The sequence below is a fragment of the Propionispira raffinosivorans DSM 20765 genome, assembly GCF_000381065.1.
Classification (GTDB): Bacteria; Bacillota; Negativicutes; order Selenomonadales; family Selenomonadaceae; genus Propionispira; species Propionispira raffinosivorans.
This window is the reverse complement of record NZ_KB905856.1, coordinates 41,171-64,704: the sequence shown is the minus strand read 5'-3', so window position 1 is coordinate 64,704 and position 23,534 is coordinate 41,171. Positions and strand designations below refer to the sequence as shown.

General features: G+C 37.9%; 23 protein-coding genes. 5 read left to right on the top strand and 18 right to left on the bottom strand.

Annotated features, from left to right (window positions below; all coding sequences use genetic code 11):
* Positions 1–214: 214 nt before the first annotated feature.
* Complete coding sequence (locus F606_RS21170) at positions 215–1,216, top strand: lipocalin-like domain-containing protein (protein WP_019554463.1); 1,002 nt, start codon at positions 215–217, stop codon at positions 1,214–1,216.
* A gap of 229 nt (positions 1,217–1,445) precedes the next feature.
* On the opposite strand, the gene F606_RS0113730 is transcribed toward F606_RS21170, so the two are convergent.
* Both F606_RS0113730 and larA read right to left on the bottom strand, forming a co-directional pair.
* On the bottom strand, positions 1,446–2,096 hold the full coding sequence (locus F606_RS0113730) for an HAD family hydrolase (protein WP_019554462.1): 651 nt from the start codon (positions 2,094–2,096) through the stop codon (positions 1,446–1,448).
* Positions 2,097–2,161: 65 nt separating this feature from the next.
* A complete protein-coding gene (gene larA / locus F606_RS0113725; RefSeq protein ID WP_019554461.1) occupies positions 2,162–3,445 on the bottom strand; it encodes a nickel-dependent lactate racemase in 1,284 nt (427 codons plus the stop codon).
* A gap of 335 nt (positions 3,446–3,780) precedes the next feature.
* On the opposite strand from larA, the gene F606_RS0113720 reads away from it, so the two are divergent.
* Positions 3,781–4,044, top strand: coding sequence for a DUF1883 domain-containing protein (locus F606_RS0113720; protein WP_019554460.1), 264 nt, complete (start codon positions 3,781–3,783; stop codon positions 4,042–4,044).
* Positions 4,045–4,171: 127 nt separating this feature from the next.
* Here F606_RS0113720 and F606_RS0113715 read toward each other — a convergent pair whose 3' ends face one another.
* The 8 genes from F606_RS0113715 to argC all read right to left on the bottom strand — a co-directional run bounded on the left by F606_RS0113715 (position 4,172) and on the right by argC (position 13,326).
* Positions 4,172–4,897 (bottom strand): AAA family ATPase, encoded by a 726-nt coding sequence (locus tag F606_RS0113715; protein ID WP_019554459.1) that lies wholly within the window; start codon positions 4,895–4,897, stop codon positions 4,172–4,174.
* Between the two features lie 324 nt (positions 4,898–5,221).
* A complete protein-coding gene (gene argH / locus F606_RS0113710) occupies positions 5,222–6,646 on the bottom strand; it encodes an argininosuccinate lyase (protein WP_019554458.1) in 1,425 nt (474 codons plus the stop codon).
* Positions 6,639–7,859, bottom strand: a complete 1,221-nt coding sequence (locus F606_RS0113705; protein ID WP_019554457.1) for an argininosuccinate synthase — start codon at positions 7,857–7,859, stop codon at positions 6,639–6,641. The genes argH and F606_RS0113705 overlap by 8 nt, the downstream gene beginning before the upstream one ends.
* Before the next feature lie 41 nt (positions 7,860–7,900).
* Positions 7,901–8,833: an ornithine carbamoyltransferase gene (gene argF, locus F606_RS0113700; protein WP_019554456.1), complete on the bottom strand. Its 933-nt coding sequence runs from the start codon at positions 8,831–8,833 to the stop codon at positions 7,901–7,903.
* Positions 8,834–8,920: 87 nt separating this feature from the next.
* A complete protein-coding gene (locus F606_RS0113695) occupies positions 8,921–10,114 on the bottom strand; it encodes an acetylornithine transaminase (protein WP_019554455.1) in 1,194 nt (397 codons plus the stop codon).
* 33 nt (positions 10,115–10,147) lie between these two features.
* Complete coding sequence (gene argB / locus F606_RS0113690) at positions 10,148–11,035, bottom strand: acetylglutamate kinase (protein ID WP_019554454.1); 888 nt, start codon at positions 11,033–11,035, stop codon at positions 10,148–10,150.
* Between the two features lie 14 nt (positions 11,036–11,049).
* Complete coding sequence (gene argJ / locus F606_RS0113685) at positions 11,050–12,255, bottom strand: bifunctional glutamate N-acetyltransferase/amino-acid acetyltransferase ArgJ (protein ID WP_019554453.1); 1,206 nt, start codon at positions 12,253–12,255, stop codon at positions 11,050–11,052.
* A gap of 36 nt (positions 12,256–12,291) precedes the next feature.
* On the bottom strand, positions 12,292–13,326 hold the full coding sequence (gene argC / locus F606_RS0113680) for an N-acetyl-gamma-glutamyl-phosphate reductase (RefSeq protein ID WP_019554452.1): 1,035 nt from the start codon (positions 13,324–13,326) through the stop codon (positions 12,292–12,294).
* Between the two features lie 228 nt (positions 13,327–13,554).
* Between argC and F606_RS0113675 the strand changes: the two genes are divergently transcribed.
* Positions 13,555–14,370 (top strand): transglycosylase domain-containing protein, encoded by an 816-nt coding sequence (locus F606_RS0113675; RefSeq protein WP_019554451.1) that lies wholly within the window; start codon positions 13,555–13,557, stop codon positions 14,368–14,370.
* A 53-nt stretch (positions 14,371–14,423) separates the two neighbouring features.
* Here the strand turns inward: F606_RS0113675 and F606_RS0113670 are convergent, their stop codons facing one another.
* The 5 genes from F606_RS0113670 to F606_RS21155 all read right to left on the bottom strand — a co-directional run bounded on the left by F606_RS0113670 (position 14,424) and on the right by F606_RS21155 (position 18,821).
* Positions 14,424–14,987 carry a hypothetical protein gene (locus tag F606_RS0113670; RefSeq protein WP_019554450.1) on the bottom strand — a complete coding sequence of 188 codons (564 nt, stop codon included), beginning with the start codon at positions 14,985–14,987 and terminating at the stop codon, positions 14,424–14,426.
* A gap of 104 nt (positions 14,988–15,091) precedes the next feature.
* Complete coding sequence (locus F606_RS21165; RefSeq protein WP_019554449.1) at positions 15,092–15,856, bottom strand: YdcF family protein; 765 nt, start codon at positions 15,854–15,856, stop codon at positions 15,092–15,094.
* A gap of 197 nt (positions 15,857–16,053) precedes the next feature.
* Positions 16,054–17,304: a diphosphate--fructose-6-phosphate 1-phosphotransferase gene (gene pfp, locus F606_RS0113660; RefSeq protein WP_019554448.1), complete on the bottom strand. Its 1,251-nt coding sequence runs from the start codon at positions 17,302–17,304 to the stop codon at positions 16,054–16,056.
* 469 nt (positions 17,305–17,773) lie between these two features.
* Positions 17,774–18,457 (bottom strand): hypothetical protein, encoded by a 684-nt coding sequence (locus F606_RS21160; RefSeq protein WP_019554447.1) that lies wholly within the window; start codon positions 18,455–18,457, stop codon positions 17,774–17,776.
* A 112-nt stretch (positions 18,458–18,569) separates the two neighbouring features.
* Positions 18,570–18,821 carry a hypothetical protein gene (locus F606_RS21155; RefSeq protein ID WP_019554446.1) on the bottom strand — a complete coding sequence of 84 codons (252 nt, stop codon included), beginning with the start codon at positions 18,819–18,821 and terminating at the stop codon, positions 18,570–18,572.
* A gap of 217 nt (positions 18,822–19,038) precedes the next feature.
* Here F606_RS21155 and F606_RS0113645 point away from each other — a divergent pair, with 217 nt between their 5' ends.
* Positions 19,039–20,007: a ketoacyl-ACP synthase III gene (locus tag F606_RS0113645; RefSeq protein ID WP_019554445.1), complete on the top strand. Its 969-nt coding sequence runs from the start codon at positions 19,039–19,041 to the stop codon at positions 20,005–20,007.
* A gap of 159 nt (positions 20,008–20,166) precedes the next feature.
* Here F606_RS0113645 and F606_RS0113640 read toward each other — a convergent pair whose 3' ends face one another.
* Positions 20,167–21,888 (bottom strand): methyl-accepting chemotaxis protein, encoded by a 1,722-nt coding sequence (locus tag F606_RS0113640; protein WP_019554444.1) that lies wholly within the window; start codon positions 21,886–21,888, stop codon positions 20,167–20,169.
* Between the two features lie 139 nt (positions 21,889–22,027).
* Positions 22,028–22,399, bottom strand: a complete 372-nt coding sequence (locus tag F606_RS0113635) for a VOC family protein (protein ID WP_019554443.1) — start codon at positions 22,397–22,399, stop codon at positions 22,028–22,030.
* Between the two features lie 194 nt (positions 22,400–22,593).
* Here F606_RS0113635 and F606_RS0113630 point away from each other — a divergent pair, with 194 nt between their 5' ends.
* Positions 22,594–22,992, top strand: coding sequence for a bacteriohemerythrin (locus F606_RS0113630; RefSeq protein ID WP_019554442.1), 399 nt, complete (start codon positions 22,594–22,596; stop codon positions 22,990–22,992).
* Between the two features lie 131 nt (positions 22,993–23,123).
* On the opposite strand, the gene rpsI is transcribed toward F606_RS0113630, so the two are convergent.
* Positions 23,124–23,516, bottom strand: coding sequence for a 30S ribosomal protein S9 (rpsI, locus tag F606_RS0113625; RefSeq protein ID WP_019554441.1), 393 nt, complete (start codon positions 23,514–23,516; stop codon positions 23,124–23,126).
* Positions 23,517–23,534: the final 18 nt, after the last annotated feature.

The following is a 23,534-nucleotide window of genomic DNA, read 5'->3' as shown; positions in this document are numbered from 1 at the left end:
TAATAATGAACATTTCTTGTTCTTCTGTTTGATATAAAACACAAATCAGATTATTGACTAGTGTATTTTTTAATTACTTATATTATAATCAATACAAGATCATAAATCAACATAGTGTTCATTTATAATCATTGTGAGCTGATTATTTCTTGGTATATAATTGCCAAGAAATAATATCCAAAAAATTTTAAAAAATAGTAAAGGGGTTTTTTTTATGTCAAAGAAAAATTTAATGAAAAATAGCGGTATCCCTCTTTTTGTAAACTACAAGGAAGATTTGTCTGCAAAGCCCAAGGCCACTGCAGATTCCTGGTATATCATCTGCAATTTTGAATCTGAAGGTAAGCAGATTGGTTTTGAATGGCACCAAATGTTTATGGGTTCTGGTACAATTCAAGTCAATAATACAGAGTTTCTATTAATGGAAGGTACCGAAAAAATTTGGATAGACAATGCAAAAACAGGACCAACTTCTTCATTTCATGGCGCATCAGATAAAGAATTGAATGTATATTCAGAGTTTGGGAGCCTTCATGGTGATTGCCAAAAAATGACGTTAAAACTTGCAGTAGAAAATGGTAATGTTGACGTAGTTGTAAGACCGAGGAAAAACAATATTCTTTATAATGGAACAACGGGTCTTCTTGATTTACTAGGCACCAACTCTTATCAATTTTCATTCCCCAATATGGATATCGAGGGAACAGTTACGATTAAAGGAAAAGAATACAAGGTTGATCATGCAACTGCATGGTTCGACAGACAATGGGGGTTTGGCTCGGCGGAAGGTCTTCTTGCAAAATCATCAGACAAAAGTCTTAAGCCAGCATGGTTGTGGCTCGGTATGACACTTAATGAAGATGCAAGCGGGGCCATTTCGTTATGGGATACTTATTCTGGTGGAAAACGAAATGCTTTTGCTACCATCTTGAATCGCAATGGTACTCAAGTAAATGTGAATGCGGATATAACGTATGATCATATTTGGACCAGCAGCCGTACCGGCAATCAATACCCTGCCAGCATTCATATTTCCATTCCGATAGAGAATCTCGATATCACATTGACAGCTTTATTAGATGAGCCGGAATTTGCTCACAATGGGTCAATGACGCAAGGCTGCCAAAGCCTGTGCAAAGTGCAAGGTACTTACAAAGGCCTTCCTATCAATCGGCATGTTATTCTTGAAATGATTGGAGATCTCTGTGGCGAATAAGCCGTTAAATACAAAACTAGAAGGTTTTTAAAAAGCCACCTTTATTCCAATAGACCCACATAGAAAACCCAAGCTGTAGAAATTCCCCACACCCTAATAAAAAGAAATACACCCCTGTTCAAAATGGTAATAATGATGGTATCAAAACCAATTACCATTCTGAAAGGGGTGTATTTTATATTACAATAAAGTATGTTTGCTTTCTAAATTGCGATTTTTATAACAAATACTATTCGGAAATTCTAGGCATTGTGTTGCAAAATTTGGCAAATTCATGGATTGTCGCAAAAATATAATCTGGCTTTAATTTTTTCAATTTTTCGATTTCTGCGGTCTCCGCCCATGCTGCCGAGATCATTCTTACGCCTGCTTTTCTGGCAGCTGTTATATCAGTCGGTGCATCGCCAACATAATAGGCTTCTTCCGGTTTAATTTCAAAATTTTTGAGAACAGCTGACATTCCTGCCAATTTTACACTTCCCGTGATTGAACCCGTTTCAACCTGTTCAAATAAATCTCCAATTTCATATTGTTCTAAGGTTATATCTGTACTTTTCTTTCCCTTGCCCGTCACCATTGCTATCCGTATGCCTTTTTGCTTTAAATCTTGTATGATCTCCACAATACCCTCAAATGCTTTTGGACATTCGTTGTGAAAAAGTTTATAATAATGCAAATATTTTTCTAATCCCTCATCATACTGTTGCGGGATCAGCGAGTAAATCGTACCTTCTTCCGAAGGTCCAAAAGTTGCGATAATTTCTTCATCGCTAATACTTCTTTTCATAAACATTTCGATTGTCTGACGAAAAGCCTTGATACAAAGAGGAAGTGTATTTCCTATCGTTCCATCTAAATCGAAAATCATTGCCTTGATCATCTGCTCGTCTCCTTCGTATTGTTTCTCATTGTAATATATTCCGTTTCTCAGGTTATTTTTTATGCTCATTCTTTTACAATTATGGAAAGGCCATCCGGAATAACCGTTATCTTTGCCCCTTCGCCTTGCAGTTCATAGGCTCGTTTCAAAGCCTCATCTAATGTTTTGGCCGGCTCCATATGCATGTTTTTAATCAATTGTTCATCGACAAGATCCGACACCATAATCACATGGTGTTTCGAAAGAATACGTGCTAATATTTGCGAGGTCCATTGATCCGGAATCGTATCCTGTCGTTTTGTATGTATTGCTTTTTCTAAAAATTCTTCTGGTGTTTTTACGTCAGCTAAGTTTCTATAAAATCCTTCCCCACCATGCCCGTCAGCACAGCCTGCTACCATAATAATAACACCATTTTCTTTATTCACGGACTCAGCCGTTGTCATTCCTTTAACTGCCTGATAAATATTTTGATCTAAAGGATAACCGCCATTTGTCGAAATAGCTATATCGCAAGGTATTTTTTTTACTTCCGACATTTTTTTTACAAAAGAGCAGCCTGTTTGATGTGCTTTTTCTAAATCACCCGCAAAAGAAGCAATGATTTTTTTATTTCCATCCAATACTACATTTAAAATAAATGCAAGACCTGCCTTCTTTGCGGCGTACAACATATCAGCATGGATCAGGTTACCTTTAAGATTACCAGTGCGAGCCTCACTCGTATCAATAAATTCTCCGCAGTGATTCGCCATAATCGTTTTATAAGATGCAATTCCCGGCAGTACAGACTTTCTGCCTCCAGAAAATCCCGCGAAAAAATGTGATTCAATAAAACCTTCCGCAATAAGAAGATCCGCCTCAGCTGCAATACGATTAATGATGCATGGTCCACCAGACGGCAGGGTTCCTATTTGAACCATAGCGTCATCATCTGTTGAAATATGCATGATAATCTGTTCGTGATTCACAATATCTTCACCATATTTATCAATCAGTTCTTCTCTGGTTGATGGACGATGGAAGCCTGTAGCAACTAAAATTTTAATATCTGCATCCGGCTTAATCTGCCGAATTCGTTTAAGTAATATAGGCGTAATAATCTTTGATGGAACCGGACGCGTATGATCTGAACTAATCAAAACAATCTTTTTCTTGCCACGAACCAGTTCTTCTAATTTATCTGACCCAATCGGAGCATCCAGGGATGCTTCTACGATTTCTTCTTGCGACAACTTCGTTGCATAATTTTCTGTTTCCGAAGTCAATACACCAGCTAAATTATTCTTGTTGATTTTTGCTATAATCTTTCTCTTATCATACGGTAAGCTTATATTCACAAACTCCATTATAAAACCTCCTAGTTTAATTTCAATGAGATATTTATTAGGTATCTGAGAATCAGTATAGTTCAATATTGTTTTTTTGTATAGTTCAATAAAAAGATGACTCTTATAAATAAATATGATAACAAAAAAACAAAAACATACAGTTTTTTCGTAGCCAATCGATTGTAAAATATAAAAAAGCCACTTGCCTCAAGGCGCTATGCAGATTAATTGGTTTTTTTAGTACAAACTCCCTACTCTTTTCCCATTTACAGAACCCTCTGCGACAAGTATGCTTAAAGTAGACTTATGAATACATCATAGCATTTTTGCTGTTTTAGAATGGAAGTGTACACATGAATTTTATTAAATATGATTTAGGTCCTGTTGCTGGTGGAAATAAAGTTAGAGTTACACTTGATATACAGGCCAATGTAATGTTAATGGATCGCATGAATTTTTCCTTATACAACGACTCTCTTGCCTTTAAATATTTTGGTGGTTACTATAAAAGCTCACCCGTTACCATTGATGTTCCTGATACGGATCATTGGTATGTTATTATTGATTTGGGCGGTGCCGCTGGTCCGGTAAAAACAACCTGCAGCGTCATATCCTAAGACAAGAAGATCTTCTCTTGATTTTTTATAGCCTAACAAAAAATATATCTTTTTATAAATAGAACCTGTTCGCACCTATAGATAAAAGGGGTTGAGTGCCAAGAAAACACTCAACCCCTTTGTCTTTTTAACTTTTCATAAGTTCATCAAGCATCAATTTGTAATGATGAAAAAAATATTGTGCTGTTTTAAAATGTTCTGTTTCTTCATATACGATTTTATTTATACCAGTATCATCTATATTATATATACATGCATTCGGATATGACAAAAGAATTGGCGAATGTGTTGCTATAATAAATTGTGAATTTTGTGCAGCCAACTGATGAATACAAGTAATGAGACTTAATTGTTTCATCGGTGATAATGCAGCTTCTGGTTCATCAAGTATATAAAGTCCTTCACCTAAAAATCGGTTAAGAAACAACGACAAAAACGCTTCGCCATGTGACTGATGATGTAATGATCTATCCCCATACGCATCCTCAACTCCTAATGCATCAATATTAGTAGCTACATTATAAAAACTTTCAGCTCGTAAAAAATAAGAATCTTTCGGTCTTTTTATTCCCTTTTTTAAAACTATGTGTTTATTTAATTCAGAATGTGAATCTTGTGTTGAAAAAGTAAAGTTTCTAGATCCACCTTCTGGATTCAGAGCAGAAGCTATTGCGATAGCTTCTATTAAGGTAGATTTTCCTGCCCCATTTTCCCCCACAAAAAAAGTAACATTCGGATGAAATTCAATTTCATCTAATTTGGCTATTGCTGGTATCGAAAAAGGATACCGCGAAAACGATTCTATTGTATTTCTTTTTAGTACCAGTCCCAATATGTAATGTGAATAATCCATACTTTTAATAGTCATCACCATCCCTGTAATATAGTTATTTTGAAAATAAGCAGCTTGCTCTAGATCATACCATTGCCTGTAAATAATTTTTTCAAGTATGCTCTACGTTAGATTTTTTGCTTTATCATCTATAATATAACAATAGAATCTTAGAAAAATCTTTGATAAATATCAAAAAAAATAGTTGGCAACTTTAAATTAGCTCTATATTTCTTAATATTCAACCCAAAAAGCTGACTCCCCTTTATAGAGGAATCAGCTTTTTGGGGTTATATTCTTTTATATTTTCTGCGGGTGAATTTGCTTGTGTTAGCTCACCTTTATTTAAATCTGAATCTGTTTGTTTTCATATTCGTCGATAAGGGCCTGTTGTTTTTCCAGCATTGCTTTGGCAAGCTGCAATTGATTTTCTACTTGTGTATAGGAGGTACCACCAAACGAGTTACGATTCTTTACACAAGTTTCCGGTTTAATTGCTTCTAAAATATCGGCTTCAAAAAGTGGTGATAATTCTTTGAACTCATCATGAGATAAGTCTTTCAGCCAAATTTTCTTTTCAATGCAATAATGTACCGCTTTGCCTGATACTTCATGAGCTTGTCTAAATGGCAGACCTTTTTTTACCAGATAATCTGCCAAATCCGTTGCATTGGAGAAATCATCGCTTACAGCTTTAAACATAACGTCTTTGTTTACTTTCATCGCCCGAATCATCTGAGCATAAACAGCCAGACTAAATTTTACAGTATCAATCGTATCAAAAAGACCTTCTTTATCTTCTTGCAAATCCTTATTATAAGCAAGCGGCAGACCTTTTGTTGTCGTAAGCATTGCCATAAGATGACCAATAACACGACCGGTTTTACCACGAACCAGTTCTGATACGTCCGGATTTTTCTTCTGTGGCATCATACTTGAGCCTGTACAATGGGCATCATCTAGTTCAATGAAGGAAAATTCCCGTGAACACCACATGATAATTTCTTCACTGAGACGACTCATATGCATCATCATAATAGATGCCGCCGATAAAAATTCCAGAATATAATCACGGTCACTGACCGCATCCAGACTGTTTGTATAAATTGACTCAAAATTAAGCTGATCAGCAACAAAACTGCGATCAATCGGGAATGTTGTACCAGCCAAAGCACCCGCGCCAAGCGGCATTATATCAGCTCGTTCATACACACCTTTTAGACGGGAAAAGTCACGACTGAGCATCGAAAAATAAGCCATCATATGATGCGAGAATAGGATTGGCTGCGCGCGCTGCAAATGCGTATACCCCGGCATGATAACATCGCTGTATTTTTCTGCTGTTTCGACAAAAGCCGTCTGCATATCCAATACAAGCTTAGCGATATTTACTACCTCTTTACGTACATACATATGGGTATCCAGTGCGACCTGATCATTACGGCTGCGAGCCGTATGAAGTCGACCACCCGCTTCACCGATTGCATCGGTTAGACGTTTTTCAATATTCATATGTATATCTTCTAAGGCAACATCAAATGAAAAGTTGCCTTGTTCGATATCCGTCAATATCTTTTTCAAGCCAGCAATAATCGAGTCCTTATCTGCATCGGCAATGATACCACATTTGGCCAGCATCGTTGCATGCGCGATACTACCTGCAATATCTTCGTGATACATACGTTTATCAAACGAGATAGAAGCCTGAAATTCGTTGATCATTTCATCAGTCGATTTGGAAAATCTTCCACCCCAAAGTTTTTTACTCATTTTTAAGTCCTGCTTCTTCTTTCATTAAGGCTCTTACTTTAAGTGGCAAACCAAAAAGGTTGATAAATCCAGTTGCATCAGCCTGATTGTAGACTTCATCACGTTCAAACGTAACAAATTCTTTGCTGTATAACGAATATGGGGATTTCGCCCCAGCTGACATAATATTGCCTTTATACAATTTCAGTTGTACCGTACCGGTAACGGATTCTTGTGTACTGTCAACAAAAGCAGCCAGTGCTTCACGAAGCTGTGAGAACCACATTCCATCATATACCAGCTCACCATAACGGATCGCAATACCTTCTTTATAATGGAGCGTTTGTCTGTCAAGACAGAGATATTCCAGCTCACGATGCGCATAATAGAGAATTGCTCCGCCTGGATTTTCATATACACCGCGGGATTTCATTCCCACTAGACGGTTTTCAACAATATCCGTAATACCAATACCATTCGCCGCACCAATATCATTTAATTTAGTCAAAAGCTCTACAGCACCCATTTTGTTGCCATTTACTGCAACAGGAATCCCTTTTTCAAAATCAACCATTACATATTCTGCTCTATCAGGCGCATCTTCCGGTGCTTTCGAGATAAGCAGCATATCATTTTTCGGTGCATTCCAAGGATCTTCAAGATCAGAACCTTCATGGCTCAAATGCCAAATGTTTCTATCCATACTATATGTTTTATTGCTTGTTGCAACAGGAATTTTATGTTTTGCCGCATATTCAAGTGCATCTTCACGGGATCTAATTTCCCACTCACGCCAAGGTGCAATAATACGGATATTTGGTGCTAACGCTTTTACCGTAAGTTCAAAACGAACCTGATCATTCCCTTTGCCAGTTGCGCCATGAGCGATTGCATCCGCACCTTCTTGTTTCGCGATTTCCACAAGTGCTTTCGCAATAATTGGACGAGCAAACGAAGTCCCCAATAAATATTTGCCTTCATAAACCGCGCCGGCTTTTAAAGTCGGCCATACATATTCTTCAAGAAATGGTTTCGTCAAATCGGCAATAAAGACTTTCGACGCACCGGATGCAAGAGCCTTGTCATGAACTACGTCGAGTTCATCCCCTTGTCCAATATCAGCACAAACTGCAATAACTTCGCAGCCATTATAATTTTCTTTTAGCCATGGAATAATAACGGAAGTATCTAAACCACCGGAATATGCAAGTACTACTTTCTTTACATCAGCCATTTTTAAAACGCCTCTCTTTTCCAAATTATTATTTTAAAGTTTTAATCACACATTGTTAAGGCCATAATTGCCTTCTGGACATGCAGACGGTTTTCCGCCTCATCAAAGATGACTTGTGCATGATCTTCCATAACATCTTCCGTGATTTCTTCACCACGATGAGCCGGCAGACAATGCAGTACAATTGCTCTTTGATCAGCAGTTTGTAAAAGTTCTTTGTTGATTTGATAATTTTTGAAGATTTCTTTACGTTCCTGACGCTCCGATTCTTGTCCCATGCTCGCCCAAACGTCTGTATACAGGATATCAGCATCTTTTGCAGCCGCAAAGATATCATGACTTACCGTTATAGAACCACCCGTCATCTTTGCATCTTCCACTGCATTTTTGGTCACAGCCGCATTTGGTTCATAGCCTGGCGGCGTCGCCACCGAAAAATGCATTCCAACTTTGGCACAACCATACATCAACGAATGAGTCATGTTATTCCCATCACCAATGTAAGCGAGCTTCAAGCCCTTGAGTTTTTTGCCTTTATGCTCCTGTATTGTCAACAAATCTGTCAGAACTTGGCAAGGATGCAGCAAATCCGTCAAGGCATTAATGACAGGAATATCTGCATATTTGGCAAATTCCTCCACATCAGCATGAGCAAACGTACGAATCATCACACCATCAAGATACCGTGACAAAACACGCGCTGTATCTTTAATCGGCTCGCCACGGCCTATCTGTAATTCATTACCAGATAAGAAAAGTGCCGTACCACCTAATTGATACATCCCTACTTCAAACGATACACGAGTTCGTGTTGATGATTTTTGAAAAATCATCCCCAGCGTTTTACCTTTCAAAATAGGATGTTCAACACCAGCTTTTTGCTTTGCCTTTAATTCTTTGGCAAGGTCAAGGATTTCATACACCTCTTCTGTCGTAAGATCGTGTATCGATAATAAATCTTTGCCTTTCAACATATTAAAACCCCCAAAAATTTTACCGCCCGCATATTTTATCTATATTCGGTGATAAGCACCTAATTATTATACTATAATAGCTTTAGCTTATGCATGTTTTTTTAAAACTTTATCCAGTATTGTCATCAACTCATCCACATGTTGTTTTGTGATGATAAGCGGTGGCACAAACCGTAAAACATTCCCTGCTGTACAATTGATGATAGCTCCCTGCTCGAGACATTCATTTACGATGTCACGACCTGGTTTCGTTAATTGCATGCCAAGGATCAAGCCAAGGCCACGAACATCTACGATAAGCGAAGGGTATTTCACCTTACATTCTTCCAATTTACTCTTAAGATAAGCGCCCATTTCCTGACAATTTTCCAGTAAATGATCGCTTGCAATCGTATCAAGAACTGCATTGGCGGCTGCACAAGCAAGCGGATTGCCACCAAAAGTCGAGCCATGATCGCCAGCATGGAAAACCTTCGCTATTTCATCGGCTGCGATAAAGGCCCCAATTGGTACCCCGCCAGCAAGACCTTTTGCAAGGGTAACAACATCCGGTTTCACGCCTAATTGTTCATAAGCGAACAATGTACCCGTCCGGCCCATCCCCGTCTGAATTTCATCAAAAATGAGTACTGCATGATATTTATCACATAAAGCGCGAACCTGTTTAAGATAATCAACGCCCGGCATATTCACGCCGCCTTCGCCTTGGATTGGTTCCAGCATAACAGCACAAGTCTTATCGCTCATCATATTTTCAAGAGCTTTAATATCATTATAAGGTACATAATCAAAACCTGCCGGCAAAGGACCAAACCCTTCCCGATATTTTGGCTGACCCGTGGCCGTAAGTGTAGCAAGCGTACGTCCATGAAAGCTGTGAATTGCTGTAATGATCTGCGATTTGTCTGGGTCGATGCTATGTGCATATTTACGAGCCAGCTTCATAGCCCCTTCATTGGCTTCCGCACCAGAATTACCCAAAAACACTTTGCCAAGACCACTGAGTTTTTTTAGTTTTTCTGCAACATCAACTTGGACTTTTGTATAATAAAGATTCGAGCAATGGATCATTTTCCCCGCTTGTTCAGCAATCGCTTTTACCAAGACCGGATGATTATGTCCTAAAACATTAACAGCAATCCCGCCCAGATAATCAATATATTTTTTTCCGTCTGTATCATATACGTAAGGTCCTTCTCCATGGTCTAAAACAATTTGATATCTTGCAAAGACCGGAAAATAGGATGCTTCGTCTTGTTTATAAATTTCTTCGTTTGTCATCTGACTCGTCCTCTCCGTATGCTTTTTTACTTGTTACCGAACAACTTCCGTGCCGATCCCCTGTGGTGTGAAAACTTCTAAAATCAACGAATGATCAAGACGCCCATCAATGATATGGGTCTTTCCTGCCCCCGCTTCAAGTGAACACAAACACGCTTCAACTTTGGGGATCATACCACCAGCAATTGTTCCATCTTTTATCATTTCTTTTGCTTCATCTTGTGTCAATGTTGAAACAAACGTTGTTTTATCATGGTAATCTTTATAAATTCCTTCAATATCTGTCAAAAGAAGCAGTTTTTCGGCATGAAGTGCACCGGCAACTTCAGCTGCCACATAATCAGCATTAATATTATAGCTTTCATTATTTGCACCAACACCAATCGGTGCAATGACCGGAATATAATCCTGATCTAAAAGATCATTCAGTATATCCACATTGATTTTTTCGACTTCACCAACAAAACCAATATCAACCATCCGAACCGTTTCACCCTCGTAAACTTCAGCCAGCTTTTTTTTAGCGCGAATGAGTTCTGCATCTTTGCCGCTTAGTCCGACAGCCTTTACCCCGCGGTGATTCAGCAAACTGACAATTTCAGTATTGACTTTGCCCACCAGAACCATCTCTGCAATTTGAACCGTTTCTTCATCTGTCACACGCAAACCGCTGACAAATTCTGATTTTTTACCGATTTTCTGCAAAAATCCCGTGATGTCAGGACCGCCGCCATGTACGACAACGGGCCGAATACCAACATATTTCATCAAAGCAATGTCTTCCATTACTTTTGCTTTTAATTCATTATTGACCATCGCATTGCCACCATATTTGATAACAATTGTTTTACCAAAAAATTTTTGAATATATGGCAAAGCTTCCACTAATATAGCGGCTTTATCTTTTGATGAAAATTCCACGTAGTATCCTCCTATCAGGTGTGATATTCTCCATTGATTTTTACATATTCATAAGAAAGATCACAGGACCATACCGTGGCTTCTTCATCGCCTAATCCCATATCAATCGAAATTTCTATATCATGCGCTTCCATCACATCACGCAGGGCAGCTTGATCAAACGCGGCGCCCATGCCTTTATCAAAAACCGTAATATCGCCAAACTTCACAATCGTTTGTTCTGGTATCATTTGTACGCCGGCATAACCGACTGCACAGATAACGCGACCCCAATTTGCATCCTGTCCAAAAAATGCCGTTTTGACAAGTGGAGATTTGGCCACTGACATCGCAACTGTTTTTGCATCGGCAAAAGAAGTCGAACCGGTTACTTTGATTGTCAGAAATTTTGTTGCCCCTTCACCGTCTTTCGCAATTTCTTGTGAGATTCCTGTACAAATTTTATCAAGGGCATCACAGAAAATTTTATAATCATCATTTTCTGTTGTAATTTCAACATTTTCAGCCATGCCATTTGCCATAACAACGACCATATCATTGGTACTCATATCGCCATCGACCGAAATCATATTAAACGAAGTTTCAACAACTTCCGAAAGTGCTTTTTGTAATAATTTTTGATTGATTGCTGCATCCGTTGTAATGAAGCAAAGCATCGTTGCCATATTAGGTTGAATCATACCAGAACCTTTGGCAATCGCCCCTAAACGGACTTTTTTGTCGCCGATTTTGATTTCCAGTGAGCAGGCTTTCGATTTTGTGTCCGTTGTAATGATGGCATTACCTGCCGCCACACTACCGTTTGCATTTAAGTCTTTCACAGCGGCCTTAATACCTAGTTCCATTTTATCCATTGGCAGATTTACACCAATTACACCGGTAGAAGCAACAATAACATCATCCGCCTTCACACCTAATTCCTGCGCTGTGATAGCTGCCATTTGATTGGCATCATCCATCCCCTGCTGTCCAGTACAAGCATTCGCGCAACCAGCATTGGCAACAATTGCAAAAGCAGTCCCCGATTTAACTACCGCTTTTGAAACATGTACGGGAGCTGCAGCCACTGCATTTTGCGTAAATGTGCCAGCAACTACAGCTTCTTTTTCTGTATAAATTACAGCAATATCTGCTTTACCGCTTTTTTTAATTCCAGCTTTAACACCCGCTGCTGTGAACCCTTTGGCAAATGTAACACCTGCATTATTTTCTCTAAACACAAAAATTCCTCCAAATATTTATTTCGTATAAATCCATTAAGGATAAACAGGAACATTTAAAAGTCCCATTTTTTCATCAAAACCACAAATAATATTAAAATTCTGCACGGCCTGCCCAGCAGCACCTTTTACAAGATTATCAATCGCTGAAAGAGCAATCACCCTGCCAACACGGGCATCGATGTGCCAGCCTATATCACAGAAATTCGAACCACGTACTTCTTTTGTCGCGGGATAACCACCTCGTCCCAGAAGACGAATAAAAAATTCGGTTTGATACATCATTTCATATGCAGTATCAACCTGCTCTGCCGTCACGCCTGGTTTAAGCTTTGCATAACAAGAACTCAATATTCCTCTAGACATCGGTACAAGATGCGGTGTGAAACTCAAAATAATTTTTTCGCCTGCAAGCTCTGATAAAGCTTGCTCAATTTCCGGTGTATGGCGATGTCCGCCTACATTATATGCTTTGAAATTATCATACATTTCCGGAAAATGATTGCTCAAGTTTGCTGAACGACCCGCTCCTGACACACCCGATTTAGCATCAATTACAATCGTATCGATGCTAATCAAATTATATTTGACCAATGGCGCTAACGCCAAAATACTCGCAGTCGTATAACAGCCAGCATTTCCCACAATCGATGCCGTTTTAATATCCTTGCGATAAAGCTCTGCCAATCCATAAACACGTTTTGCATCTTTATGGGTATGTTCAACTTTATACCATTCTTCATATGTTTTTGTATCCGTAAAGCGATAATCTGCTCCGAGATCAATAATTTTAACACTTTTACCTTCCAGTGCCTTACCGACCGCCATCGCGTGTCCATGTGGCAAGCCAATAAAAACAACATCACTTGCCCCAGCAATCTTATCTATTTCCTTCATGCTGATTAACTTCTGATCATAAATTCCTCGTAAGTGAGGATATATCGCTGAAATCGGTTGACCGGTGTGGCTTTCCGATGTCATATACATAACTTCTGCTTTGGGATGATTGTGCAGAAGTCGTAAAAGTTCTGCGCCAGCATACCCTGTAGCACCAATAACACTAACTTTCATACCAATTCCTCCTCAAACTCCATGCTCATAATTATACATCATAAGTGCATAAAATTTCAATAGTAAATTTACAAAATAACACTATTTTTTTATTTTTTATAAAATTATGTGCTTTAAACCTTTATTTACCGCTGTGAAATTATTTCTTTCTACTAAATTTCCTCAGATCGTATGAAAACAAACGTTCTAATGTTATAATGGAGCTATTCTTATTTTTAGGAGGATTTTATGCGTACTTCACGCTTTTTACTTTTATCCATTGTTTTATTTTTTATCTGCTTTTGGTTTTCCGGCGGCAGCAATATCATTTTGCATGATACAAAAGAACTTGGTACCAAACTGCAAGATCAAATTCATCCGTCAGAAAAAGATAGTTCTATTCCAGTCGCCAATACCAATAGATCCCAAAATATTTCAACCCTTGATCGTGTTTCACGCATTGTTTTCTTGCGGGATGCCGTAGCAAAAACAGTGGATGAGAAAAAATATGTAACAATTGATAAAATTGGGGTTCCTATGCAGCAAGCAATCATCGCCGTAGAAGATAATCGCTTTTATTCACATTGGGGGTTTGATGTCGAAAGTATCCTACGAGCCTCACTCGTCAATCTTCAATATGGAAAAATAGAAGAAGGTGCCAGCACGATTACACAGCAGCTAGTGAAGAACTTATTTTTATCACACGAACAGTCCTTCGGTCGCAAAGCCGAAGAACTCATATTAGCTGTCGATATGGAAAACCGCTATTCAAAGGAAAAAATTCTCGAACTCTATTTGAATACAATTTATTTTGGCTCTAACTTTTATGGAATTCAGGAGGCCGCGCAAGGTTATTTTGGTAAAGATCCCGAAGATTTGACGCTTGCCGAAGCTTCGATGCTTGCTGGTCTACCAAATGCACCTTCGCTCTATTCACCGTATGTTGATTTTCCTATGGCAAAAAAACGGCAGAACGTTGTTCTGGATACAATGGTACGAGCCGGCTTCGTTGCCCCGACTATTGCCGAAAAGACAAAACAAACTCCTTTGTATTTAAAACACTAAAAAAGCGTATCCAGCATCTATTAAGAGATGCGGATACGCTTTTTTAGTGTTTTTTATTTCTTTTTATTTTGATCTTTAATTTGTTGTTGTACTGTTTTTTCAAAAGAGCGATAGAAATTTTTTGTTAAACCTTCATAGGTTTTAAGTGAATCTTCATCATGACTGCCCGCAACAATTTCATAAGAATATACCATCTGGTTTGTCTGTGCAGAATATACATCATAGAAAATAACAACGCGACTGTTATGTACGATAGTCGCTACCATATACGCATCCGCATATTTACCAACATTGGACGTAAATACTTCATCCGCTTTTTTGGTTTCTAAAGAGCTGAGATCCACATTGGAATCCTTTAAAATTGATTTTTCAACATCTGATTTTGGCATTACATAAATTCTGGCACTCGCACCGGTCTTGTAAAACATATTCATGACAGCATCTTTCGTAGCACCATCTTTTACCGGACTATATTGAGGGTCGACAATTACCAAACGATGAATTGTCGAAAGATCAAAACCCTCCGTAATTATCGTTTTTTCAGGATTGGCTGATACCAGCTGTACATTTACAAGAACAACACAGGCAACCAATAACATTTGAAGCAATTTTTTCATTCTAAATACTCCTCCTATTTCATCAAACATAAATACTTAACTTTATATTTATTCTTTCTCATCCGCTAAAATCCTTTATTCCTAAATAATTTATTCCAGTAAATTTAGAGCCATTGTAGTTGCATGGCGGTAATTCCCATATATTCACGGACCGCTGTTGTGGTGTTTTTTAAAGCTCCTAAAGTGGGCAGCCACACAAACATATCTTTGTTGTAACTACTAGAATCCGAAAAATCCGTCTGATAATCGACCGCAAATGTTTCAAAATCCATCATTCCAGCCTGCTTAAAACAAAGCACCGCCCGCGGCATATGATAAGCCGAGGTAACAATAATCGGCTTTTTAAAGCCTGCGACTTCACAAATTGCAGCAATATGCTCTGCATTCATAACCGTTGTATGCGCCTGATCATCAATAATGATATTTTCTGGCAAAACACCTAAATCCAGCATGATTTCTTTGGCCTTGGCTGTTTCCGGATCTTCACCACTTACAACAATCGGTATATGAAGTCGCTTTTGCAAGCGAATCGCTGCAATCAGGCGATTCATCGAGCCACCACCCAAAGATCCTCCATCCGCTTCTATATCTGGAGTACCATTTAAGGCACCGCCACCCAAAACTGCAATCAAATCGCCCTGTACAGCGGCCGTTGGAATATATTCTTTCTCCAGTTGCTGCAAAAGCAGATGACTTATAAACGGATTGGCACATAAATACAAAAATAGTGTTACGAATGTCAAGACATATTTGATGTTTAACTTTCGACGCCAAGTATAAATACAAACACCAAATAATACAACAGATATCAACCCAACTGGCAAGACCAAAAACGTTAGAATCTTATATAGATAAATAAAAACATGCACTCTAAAATCCACCCTGCTTTTCAAGAAATTTATTGGCAGAAGTATTTACGTAACCCATAGCTGCCATCTTTAATCTATTAGGTTTTACAAGGATATTTTCCTGCTTGTTATTCTAAAAAAGTCGTTCATCCCACAAGTGAAATAAACGACTTTTTTGATAGTTTAGACAAATTGTCGGTAAAGTTTAACGTTCTTCCTTATAAAAATAAATATTGATAACGATCTTTAAAAGCCTGTGGCGATAAATCAAACATATTTGCCAGTTTCACATCATCCAGATCATCTGGCAGCAAACGGATCATAAAATCTTTCGCTAACTGATAATGCGTCGATTCAATATCAACACGGCGTACTTTCGTCCGCCCCAATTTTTCATCACGCAGCTCGGAAAATGGCATTGGCACTGCTTCATTGTGCTGCATGGTAATCATCGCCGAACAGCCATCTTCATCAAGAAAACGCACTGCTGCATAACCGAGTGATCTTGTATAATCAATATCGTATGAAATCGGCGGCGCACAGCGCAATGCATAGCCGATTTTTTCATCGACAATAGTCAACTGAATCTGTATTTTTTTGAGTTCCTTCATCACTGCTTTTTTCAAGACTTCTCCAAAATTCAATTCAGCATACCGCAGATGCCCATGCTCATCCAGACAGGCATCCCCCAATTTATGAAAATCCTCTGGTGCAATTTTTTCGATAACGCCCTCAGCAATAACTGCAACACCATAATTACGCCCGGTCAAATAACGTTTAACGATCGAACAAGTCAGAAGATCTACGATCTGCTGCAGACGAATCGTCTCACTCGTAAATTCTTCGGGAATTAATGTGATAATCGCACCAGCAGATTTTCCCATTCCCAATGCTAAATGCCCTGCCGTCCGCCCCATCGTCACAGCAAAATACCAACGATTATTCGTCGTCCGGGCATCTTCCATTAAGTTTTCAAGCAGCATAGTCCCTACCGCCCGGGCTGTTTCAAAGCCAAAGGTTGGCATTCCCGCCGGCAGCGGCAAATCATTATCAATCGTTTTTGGCACATGGACTACGCAAAATGAGCGTCCACATTGTTTTGCATATTCTGCAACACTAGACGCACTAAAAGCCGTATCGTCACCCCCGATTGTAACAAGATAGGTCACACCTATTTCATTTAACGTATCAACAACCATTTGCAGATCCGCCTGCCGCTTGGTCGGATTGAAACGTGACATATGAAGTATACAGCCACCCGTCAAATGAATACGGCTTACCAAATCGTAATTCAGTTTGATATACTGCTTTTCACCTTTTGCCAAATGAGAAAAACCATCATAGATTCCATAAACATCCCAGCCACGTCGTTGTGCCTCCATCGTTACCGCACTAATAACACTATTCATTCCTGGAGCCGGACCGCCGCCGCAAACAATCGCCACAGCAGTTTTTCTCGTATGTACCATAGAAACCACCTTTCAATTAGTAAGAAGAAATATTAAACATATTGCCCATTTTACTATAAACAATGATAATAGCAAGCCTCTGGCATCGTTCGAAAACGTTTTCTTTTTGATATTTAACAGATTTTTTAAACTTTTTTTATTAAATAAATCTTTATAAGTAAAAATGTAAAAATTTTAAGTGATTGTCTTACATTTAAAAAGACTGCCTTAATCAAATTCCTTACTGATACTTACAAAAAAACCGTAAAAATCGTCATTTAAAACGATATTTTAGCTAAAAACAAATAAAACAGCCCTATATTTTTATCTATAAGACTGTTTTTATTAAAAAATTTTAAGCTATAAATTTTAAAAATCAAGCATTTAAGGACAGAATCAAATATGTTTACTTTGCTGCTATCGATACAACTTGCAACAGAAAAGCCGTATACAATTGAGTACACGGCTTTTATTGTTTAACAAGCTTATTTTACAGTGAAAAGGAATTATGTTGTCCAGGAAATTCTCCTGCATTCGAAAAAGCATCACGAATGATTTTTATATCATTTCTAAACGTACTTTCATCAATATTTAAAGAATCTGCTACATCTTCCCATGTATTATTCATTTTTTTCATAGCTAAAACATCCTGAATTGATTTTTTACTATTTCCTGCTAATTCATTGGCAAGCGCAATATCATTCGGTTGATATCCATCTTGCAGAAGTCCTAATCCCGTTTGTTTGGCAATCTTTAATTTGCTTTCAAGGCGATTTGCGGCAATTTCATTGCCAGTAGATTCCATTTTTTCTTTCGTAAGACCTAAAGACTGACCAACATCGCGCCAACTTGCTTTTTTCATTTTGATACTCATAACAGCTTTTAAAGATTTATCACTGGCTTTCGCCAAAAAGCAACCTGTCGACAAATCTCTTTCACCAACGCCTTCATTTACATAATCTAAAATATCATCTTTAGCAATGCCAAATGTATCCGACAAGTTTTGGGCCACTTTATCTGGTGATATTTGATGTTGATCCATCATTGGAGGTCTGCCTCCATCTTCACCATCATTCGGTGGAGATGCTTGTGCAACGAATGGACTCATTGTTCCTGCAAAAAGAGCAACACCTGTCGCTAACCCAATTATACCTTTTTTGGATAAAATACTCATGAAAATAGCCTCCTTGTTTAAATGTGTAAAAATCCCTTTAATTAAGACACGAAAAGCATCTTATAACTCCCTAGCGCTTTAGATAAAATAATTACTATATCTTTTTGAAGTATTAAAGATCCCACCAGTGGTGGTGAGATTTTGGTGGTTGTGGAGGTCGCTGCGGTTCATGCCGTGGTGGTTCATGCCTTAGTTCATTTGGATTACCAGGACCAGGATCACCAGGACCTTCATAAAATTGAACTTGTGCAGAGGAGTCATTATTCGTGTGCAAAGGAGAAGCCTCTGTAAAGCCGACAGCAAATCCTAATTGGATTACGCTTATCAGTGTCAATAAAGTTATTTTCTTCGCGAAATGATTCATACTAAACGCCACCTTATAATTTTAGAGTTATAAAAATTAAAATTCTTTAACTCATATAATCATATTATAACACTTTTCAACATAGAATATCTAGATAAATTAAAATTCTTTAACTCATGATTTTAACATTGTATTATAGACTATCCAGTGTTAAAATAAATTAGCCAATATTAGTACTAGGTACTAATATTTAATAATTTGTGAAGAAGGTATTTAAATGTATACAAATATAGCAGGTATCGGTGCTTATGTTCCAAAAAAAATTTTAACCAATGGTGATCTTGAAAACATGATTGATACAACGAACGAATGGATTCTTAAACGTACTGGTGTACAAGAACGACGTATTGCTGCTGAAAATGAATTTTCTAGCGATCTCGCAATCAAAGCGGTCGAAAATCTTTTAGAAAATTCTGCACTATCAATCGCTGATGTTGATATGGTTATTGTAACGACTTTCACCGCAGATCACCTGACACCAAGCGTTGCCGCTCTTGTCCAAGGACACTTTGCAATTAAAAATGCCGGCACAATGGATCTAAACGCTGCCTGTACTGGGTTTACGTATGGTCTGTGTGTAGCTGATTCTTTATTAACCGCTGGGCATAGCAAAAAAATACTGTTAATCGCTGCGGAAACAACATCAAAAATTCTCGACTATACCGAACGTGGCAGCTGTATTTTATTTGGTGATGCAGCTGTTGCTGTACTCATGGAAAAAAATTCATCACATCAGAAAATTCTACAATCCTATTTTACATCAGATGGAAGTTTAGCCCCGCTTGTCGCCTGTAGTAATTTGGCGCCAACGGTAAATGATAAACCTTTTGAAAAAGATCATATTTTCCAACAAGAAGGACCTCTCTTATATGAATATGTGATTAAAAATATTCCGACTGGCATTCAAACTTTATTAGAAAAAAATGATATGTTACTCCAGCAAATTGATTGGTTCATCCCCCACAGTGCCAATTTGCGTATGATAAAAAGTATGTGCGCAAAACTGAATTTCCCCTTTGAAAAAACTTTAATCAGTAATGATTTTTATGGCAATACATCTTCCGCATCCATTCCATTAGCTATTTGGTTAGGTCAGCAAAATTCAAAAATCAAAAAAGGTGATGTTTTACTGCTGTACGGCTTTGGTGCCGGATTAACACACGGTGGAATCATCATAAAATGGTAATACAACTTATAATAGCTCGATAAATATTGGCAAAAAAAGCACTTTCTTGCGAGTGCTTTTTCTCTATATAAGTTGCATTAAATATTCTATATGGCAATCATCAGAAATTGGGTATAGAGTTGAGTGGTCTTACAGAGAAAGAAAATGATGCCCTATATTTTAAATTGTAAATTTTTGAATTTCATTTTGGAGATCGGCTGCCAATTTCGATAAGTGGGTGCTAGCTGCCGCAATTTCTTGCATAGATGCTGATTGTTCTTCGGTTGCTGCTGAAACCGTTTGTGTTTCCTCGGAAATTTTGCTACTTTGTTTTTTTATATTTTCCGTTGAATTTACAACATTCTCAGTTCCAGCACTTAGTTCTTCTGCAGCAGCTGAAATACTCGTAATTTCTTCGGTAATACCTTTAATCATATTAACAATTTCATTGAATGTTCGACCAGCAATATCAACAAGTTCCGCACCGCTTGCAACTTCTCGTTTACTTTCTTTCATAAAAGTAACTGCGGTTTGCGTTCTTGTCTGCACATCCTTGATAAGAACTTGAATATCCTTTGATGCACTCGCCGACTGTTCCGATAATTTTCGTACCTCTTCCGCAACAACAGCGAAACCTCTGCCATGTTCACCTGCTCTTGCTGCTTCGATCGCCGCATTTAAGGCAAGCAGATTGGTTTGATCAGCAATATTTGAAATCAATGCTACCATGGTATTAATATCTTTTGATTTTGCTTCTAACTCATCAATAACATCCGCTGTATCTTCTGTTCGTTTATTAATTGCCCCCATCTGAGCTATTGTTTTTTCAATAGCTTTTCCCCCTTCAAAAGCAGATGTAGTCGTTGATTCCGCCGTTTTCGCAACACCCGTTGTATTTTCCGTAACTTGCTGAATCCCCTTTGCCATTTCTTCTACAATATGATTGGTGGCAACGGCAATTTCTAATTCTCGATTCGCACCAGCGGCAACTTCGGTAATGGAGACAGCGATTTGCTGTGAAGCTTGCGCTGATTGTTCGGCGCTGGCCGTTAATTGCTCTGAAGCCGCCGCTACCTGTTCCGAAGTATTCAGCAATTGTTTGATTAAGGAGCGAATATTTTGATTCATCTGATTCATGGATTTAGATAAAACCCCAAATTCACTTTTATCCAGCAACCGATGCGCTGCAACATCATGCGAAAAATTTCCGGTTGCTACATTTCCTAAAAAATCAACCGATTCTTTTAGCCGTAAATTAATCTGATGAATAATGCGTATTCCTATACCAATCCCTAAAAGTAATGCCACTACAGTAATCACAGAAGCCATCATCGTGGATTTTTGTAGATCTTCTTTGGCTTGAATACTCATATCATCCGCTTTTTTATTACTGCTTTCCGATATCGAAATTAAATTTTTTGCGACATCATTGGAGATACCTTCCACCTGTGTTTGAAAAAACTGGTATGCTTCTTCATTTTTATTTTGCACAGCTAAAGCAATTACTTTTCCAGTGCCTCCATCAAATTTAGTCAGTAGACTTTTAAACGATTCCAATGCCGTTTGTTCATTTGCATCTAAGGAAAGTTTTGCATAGGCATCATTGTTTTTGTCAATTGCTGCTCTAAAATCTTTAATTTCATTGGATAAACGTATATTTTCACGATCATCCTTTGTAAGCATTAATGAAAAAAGATCCGCCTGTATCCGCCTAATATACAAACGACTTTCATAGGCTAAATTAGACTTTTCAACGTCAATCTTATACAAAACATCCATGTTATCGCTGCTCTGTTTTAAATTAACATACCCAAGTCCCCCAATAATAATAATTGCCACACTAAAAACAGTAATCAAGACATACAACTTCTGACTTACTTTTAAATTACTAAACCAGCTCATTTCGTATTCCTCCTACTTGTTTTTATTACTCAATTCTATAAAGATACTTCTCTATTGGAACATAAATACCTCTATCTAAAAAGGATATTTTATGGCAAAAAAAAAGCACCTCGAAAGATGCTTTTCTTTTGCTTATAAATTACCCTTTCGCACAAAGACAAAATGGATGCCCCGCGGGATCTAGCATCGTTACAAAGTTTTCTCCACCAAACTGCGATTTTGCTTTAACAGCCCCTAAAGACTCTGCTCTTTGAACTGCCGCAGCTACATCATCGACTTGGAAATCAAAATGCATTTGTTTTTGTTGCTTATTTAATTGGTCAGGCCAAATAGGCGAAACATATTCTTCGTCCTCTATAAATAAAAACACCAATCCATTTTCGCTTCGCACTGCTGGATGTCCATACATTTCACGTTTTTCCCACCCAAGCAGTTGTTTATAAAATCGGCACAACTTTTGTTCATCATTGCAATCTACAACTATGTTGCCAAAACAAATATCCTGATCCATCACACTTATGCTCCTTTCTTTAATCACTTTGCTTTTAAATGTTCGCCAAAATAAATATAAATCCTGCCAGCATCCATTGCCTTATACTTTCAAAGAAAACTGTAGCAGCAAATCATTAAAATTGCAGGACTTGTATTTAATTTGTCGAATCTTTCTCTAAAATGATTCACAATATACTTTAGGGGGATTCAATTATGGCTATTGTTACATGGACTGATGAATTTAGTGTTGGCATCCCTAAATTCGATGAAGAACACAAGAAATTAGTTACTATGATAAATAATCTTCATGCTGCAATGAAAGAAGGCCGTGGAAAAGATACGATGGAAGAATTACTTCTAGGTCTAACCAAATATGTAAACACTCATTTTTCTCATGAAGAAACGTTAATGGCCAAATACAACTATCCTAATTATGAAAAGCACAAAAAAATACATGATGATTTTAAAGCGAAAGTAATTGAATATAAATGCTTATATGATAAAAACCTCTTGCCTGCCAATCAGTTGCTTACGGTTCTTCGTGATTGGTTAATTAAACATATTTGTGATACGGATCGTGATTATGGTCCATTTTTAGAAAAACATATGTAAGTTGCGTGCAATGCTAAATATTTATGGAGTAAATCACTTAACCCACTTAAAAACTTACCGATTTTATAGGTTTTTATTTAAAGAAAAGCCCCAAGAACACTGGGTTCTTGGGGCTTTTAAATTCATTAATATTAACGTTTCGAGAACTGTGAAGCCTTACGAGCTTTTTTCAAGCCGTATTTGCGACGTTCTTTTTCACGTGGATCACGTGTTAAGAAACCTGCTTTTTTCAAAGCAGCACGTAAATCGATATCAACTTTTAGAAGTGCACGCGAAATGCCATGACGAATTGCACCGGCTTGTCCCGATGAACCGCCACCTTCTACTTGTGCTATTACATCATATTTATCAACTGTTTCAGTTAAATGTAACGGTTGTCTAACGATCAGTTCAAGAGTTTTAAGACCAAAATACTCTTTCATTTCACGACCATTGATGATTACGTTGCCTTCACCTGGAACCAGACGAACTCTGGCAACTGAAGTTTTTCTGCGACCTGTAGCGTAATAGATAGCTAATGCCATAAATAATGTTCCTCCTTC

Bases quoted from the DNA above. Each gene is read 5' to 3' on its own strand.
- F606_RS21170 (WP_019554463.1), top strand. From the start codon at position 215: ATGTCAAAGAAAAATTTAATGAAAAATAGCGGTATCCCTCTTTTTGTA.
- F606_RS0113730 (WP_019554462.1), bottom strand. From the start codon at position 2,096: ATGATCAAGGCAATGATTTTCGATTTAGATGGAACGATAGGAAATACA.
- larA (WP_019554461.1), bottom strand. From the start codon at position 3,445: ATGGAGTTTGTGAATATAAGCTTACCGTATGATAAGAGAAAGATTATA.
- F606_RS0113720 (WP_019554460.1), top strand. From the start codon at position 3,781: ATGAATTTTATTAAATATGATTTAGGTCCTGTTGCTGGTGGAAATAAA.
- F606_RS0113715 (WP_019554459.1), bottom strand. From the start codon at position 4,897: ATGGATTATTCACATTACATATTGGGACTGGTACTAAAAAGAAATACA.
- argH (WP_019554458.1), bottom strand. From the start codon at position 6,646: ATGAGTAAAAAACTTTGGGGTGGAAGATTTTCCAAATCGACTGATGAA.
- F606_RS0113705 (WP_019554457.1), bottom strand. From the start codon at position 7,859: ATGGCTGATGTAAAGAAAGTAGTACTTGCATATTCCGGTGGTTTAGAT.
- argF (WP_019554456.1), bottom strand. From the start codon at position 8,833: ATGTTGAAAGGCAAAGATTTATTATCGATACACGATCTTACGACAGAA.
- F606_RS0113695 (WP_019554455.1), bottom strand. From the start codon at position 10,114: ATGACAAACGAAGAAATTTATAAACAAGACGAAGCATCCTATTTTCCG.
- argC (WP_019554452.1), bottom strand. From the start codon at position 13,326: ATGAAAGTTAGTGTTATTGGTGCTACAGGGTATGCTGGCGCAGAACTT.
- F606_RS0113675 (WP_019554451.1), top strand. From the start codon at position 13,555: ATGCGTACTTCACGCTTTTTACTTTTATCCATTGTTTTATTTTTTATC.
- F606_RS0113670 (WP_019554450.1), bottom strand. From the start codon at position 14,987: ATGAAAAAATTGCTTCAAATGTTATTGGTTGCCTGTGTTGTTCTTGTA.
- pfp (WP_019554448.1), bottom strand. From the start codon at position 17,304: ATGGTACATACGAGAAAAACTGCTGTGGCGATTGTTTGCGGCGGCGGT.
- F606_RS21160 (WP_019554447.1), bottom strand. From the start codon at position 18,457: ATGAGTATTTTATCCAAAAAAGGTATAATTGGGTTAGCGACAGGTGTT.
- F606_RS21155 (WP_019554446.1), bottom strand. From the start codon at position 18,821: ATGAATCATTTCGCGAAGAAAATAACTTTATTGACACTGATAAGCGTA.
- F606_RS0113645 (WP_019554445.1), top strand. From the start codon at position 19,039: ATGTATACAAATATAGCAGGTATCGGTGCTTATGTTCCAAAAAAAATT.
- F606_RS0113640 (WP_019554444.1), bottom strand. From the start codon at position 21,888: ATGAGCTGGTTTAGTAATTTAAAAGTAAGTCAGAAGTTGTATGTCTTG.
- F606_RS0113635 (WP_019554443.1), bottom strand. From the start codon at position 22,399: ATGGATCAGGATATTTGTTTTGGCAACATAGTTGTAGATTGCAATGAT.
- F606_RS0113630 (WP_019554442.1), top strand. From the start codon at position 22,594: ATGGCTATTGTTACATGGACTGATGAATTTAGTGTTGGCATCCCTAAA.
- rpsI (WP_019554441.1), bottom strand. From the start codon at position 23,516: ATGGCATTAGCTATCTATTACGCTACAGGTCGCAGAAAAACTTCAGTT.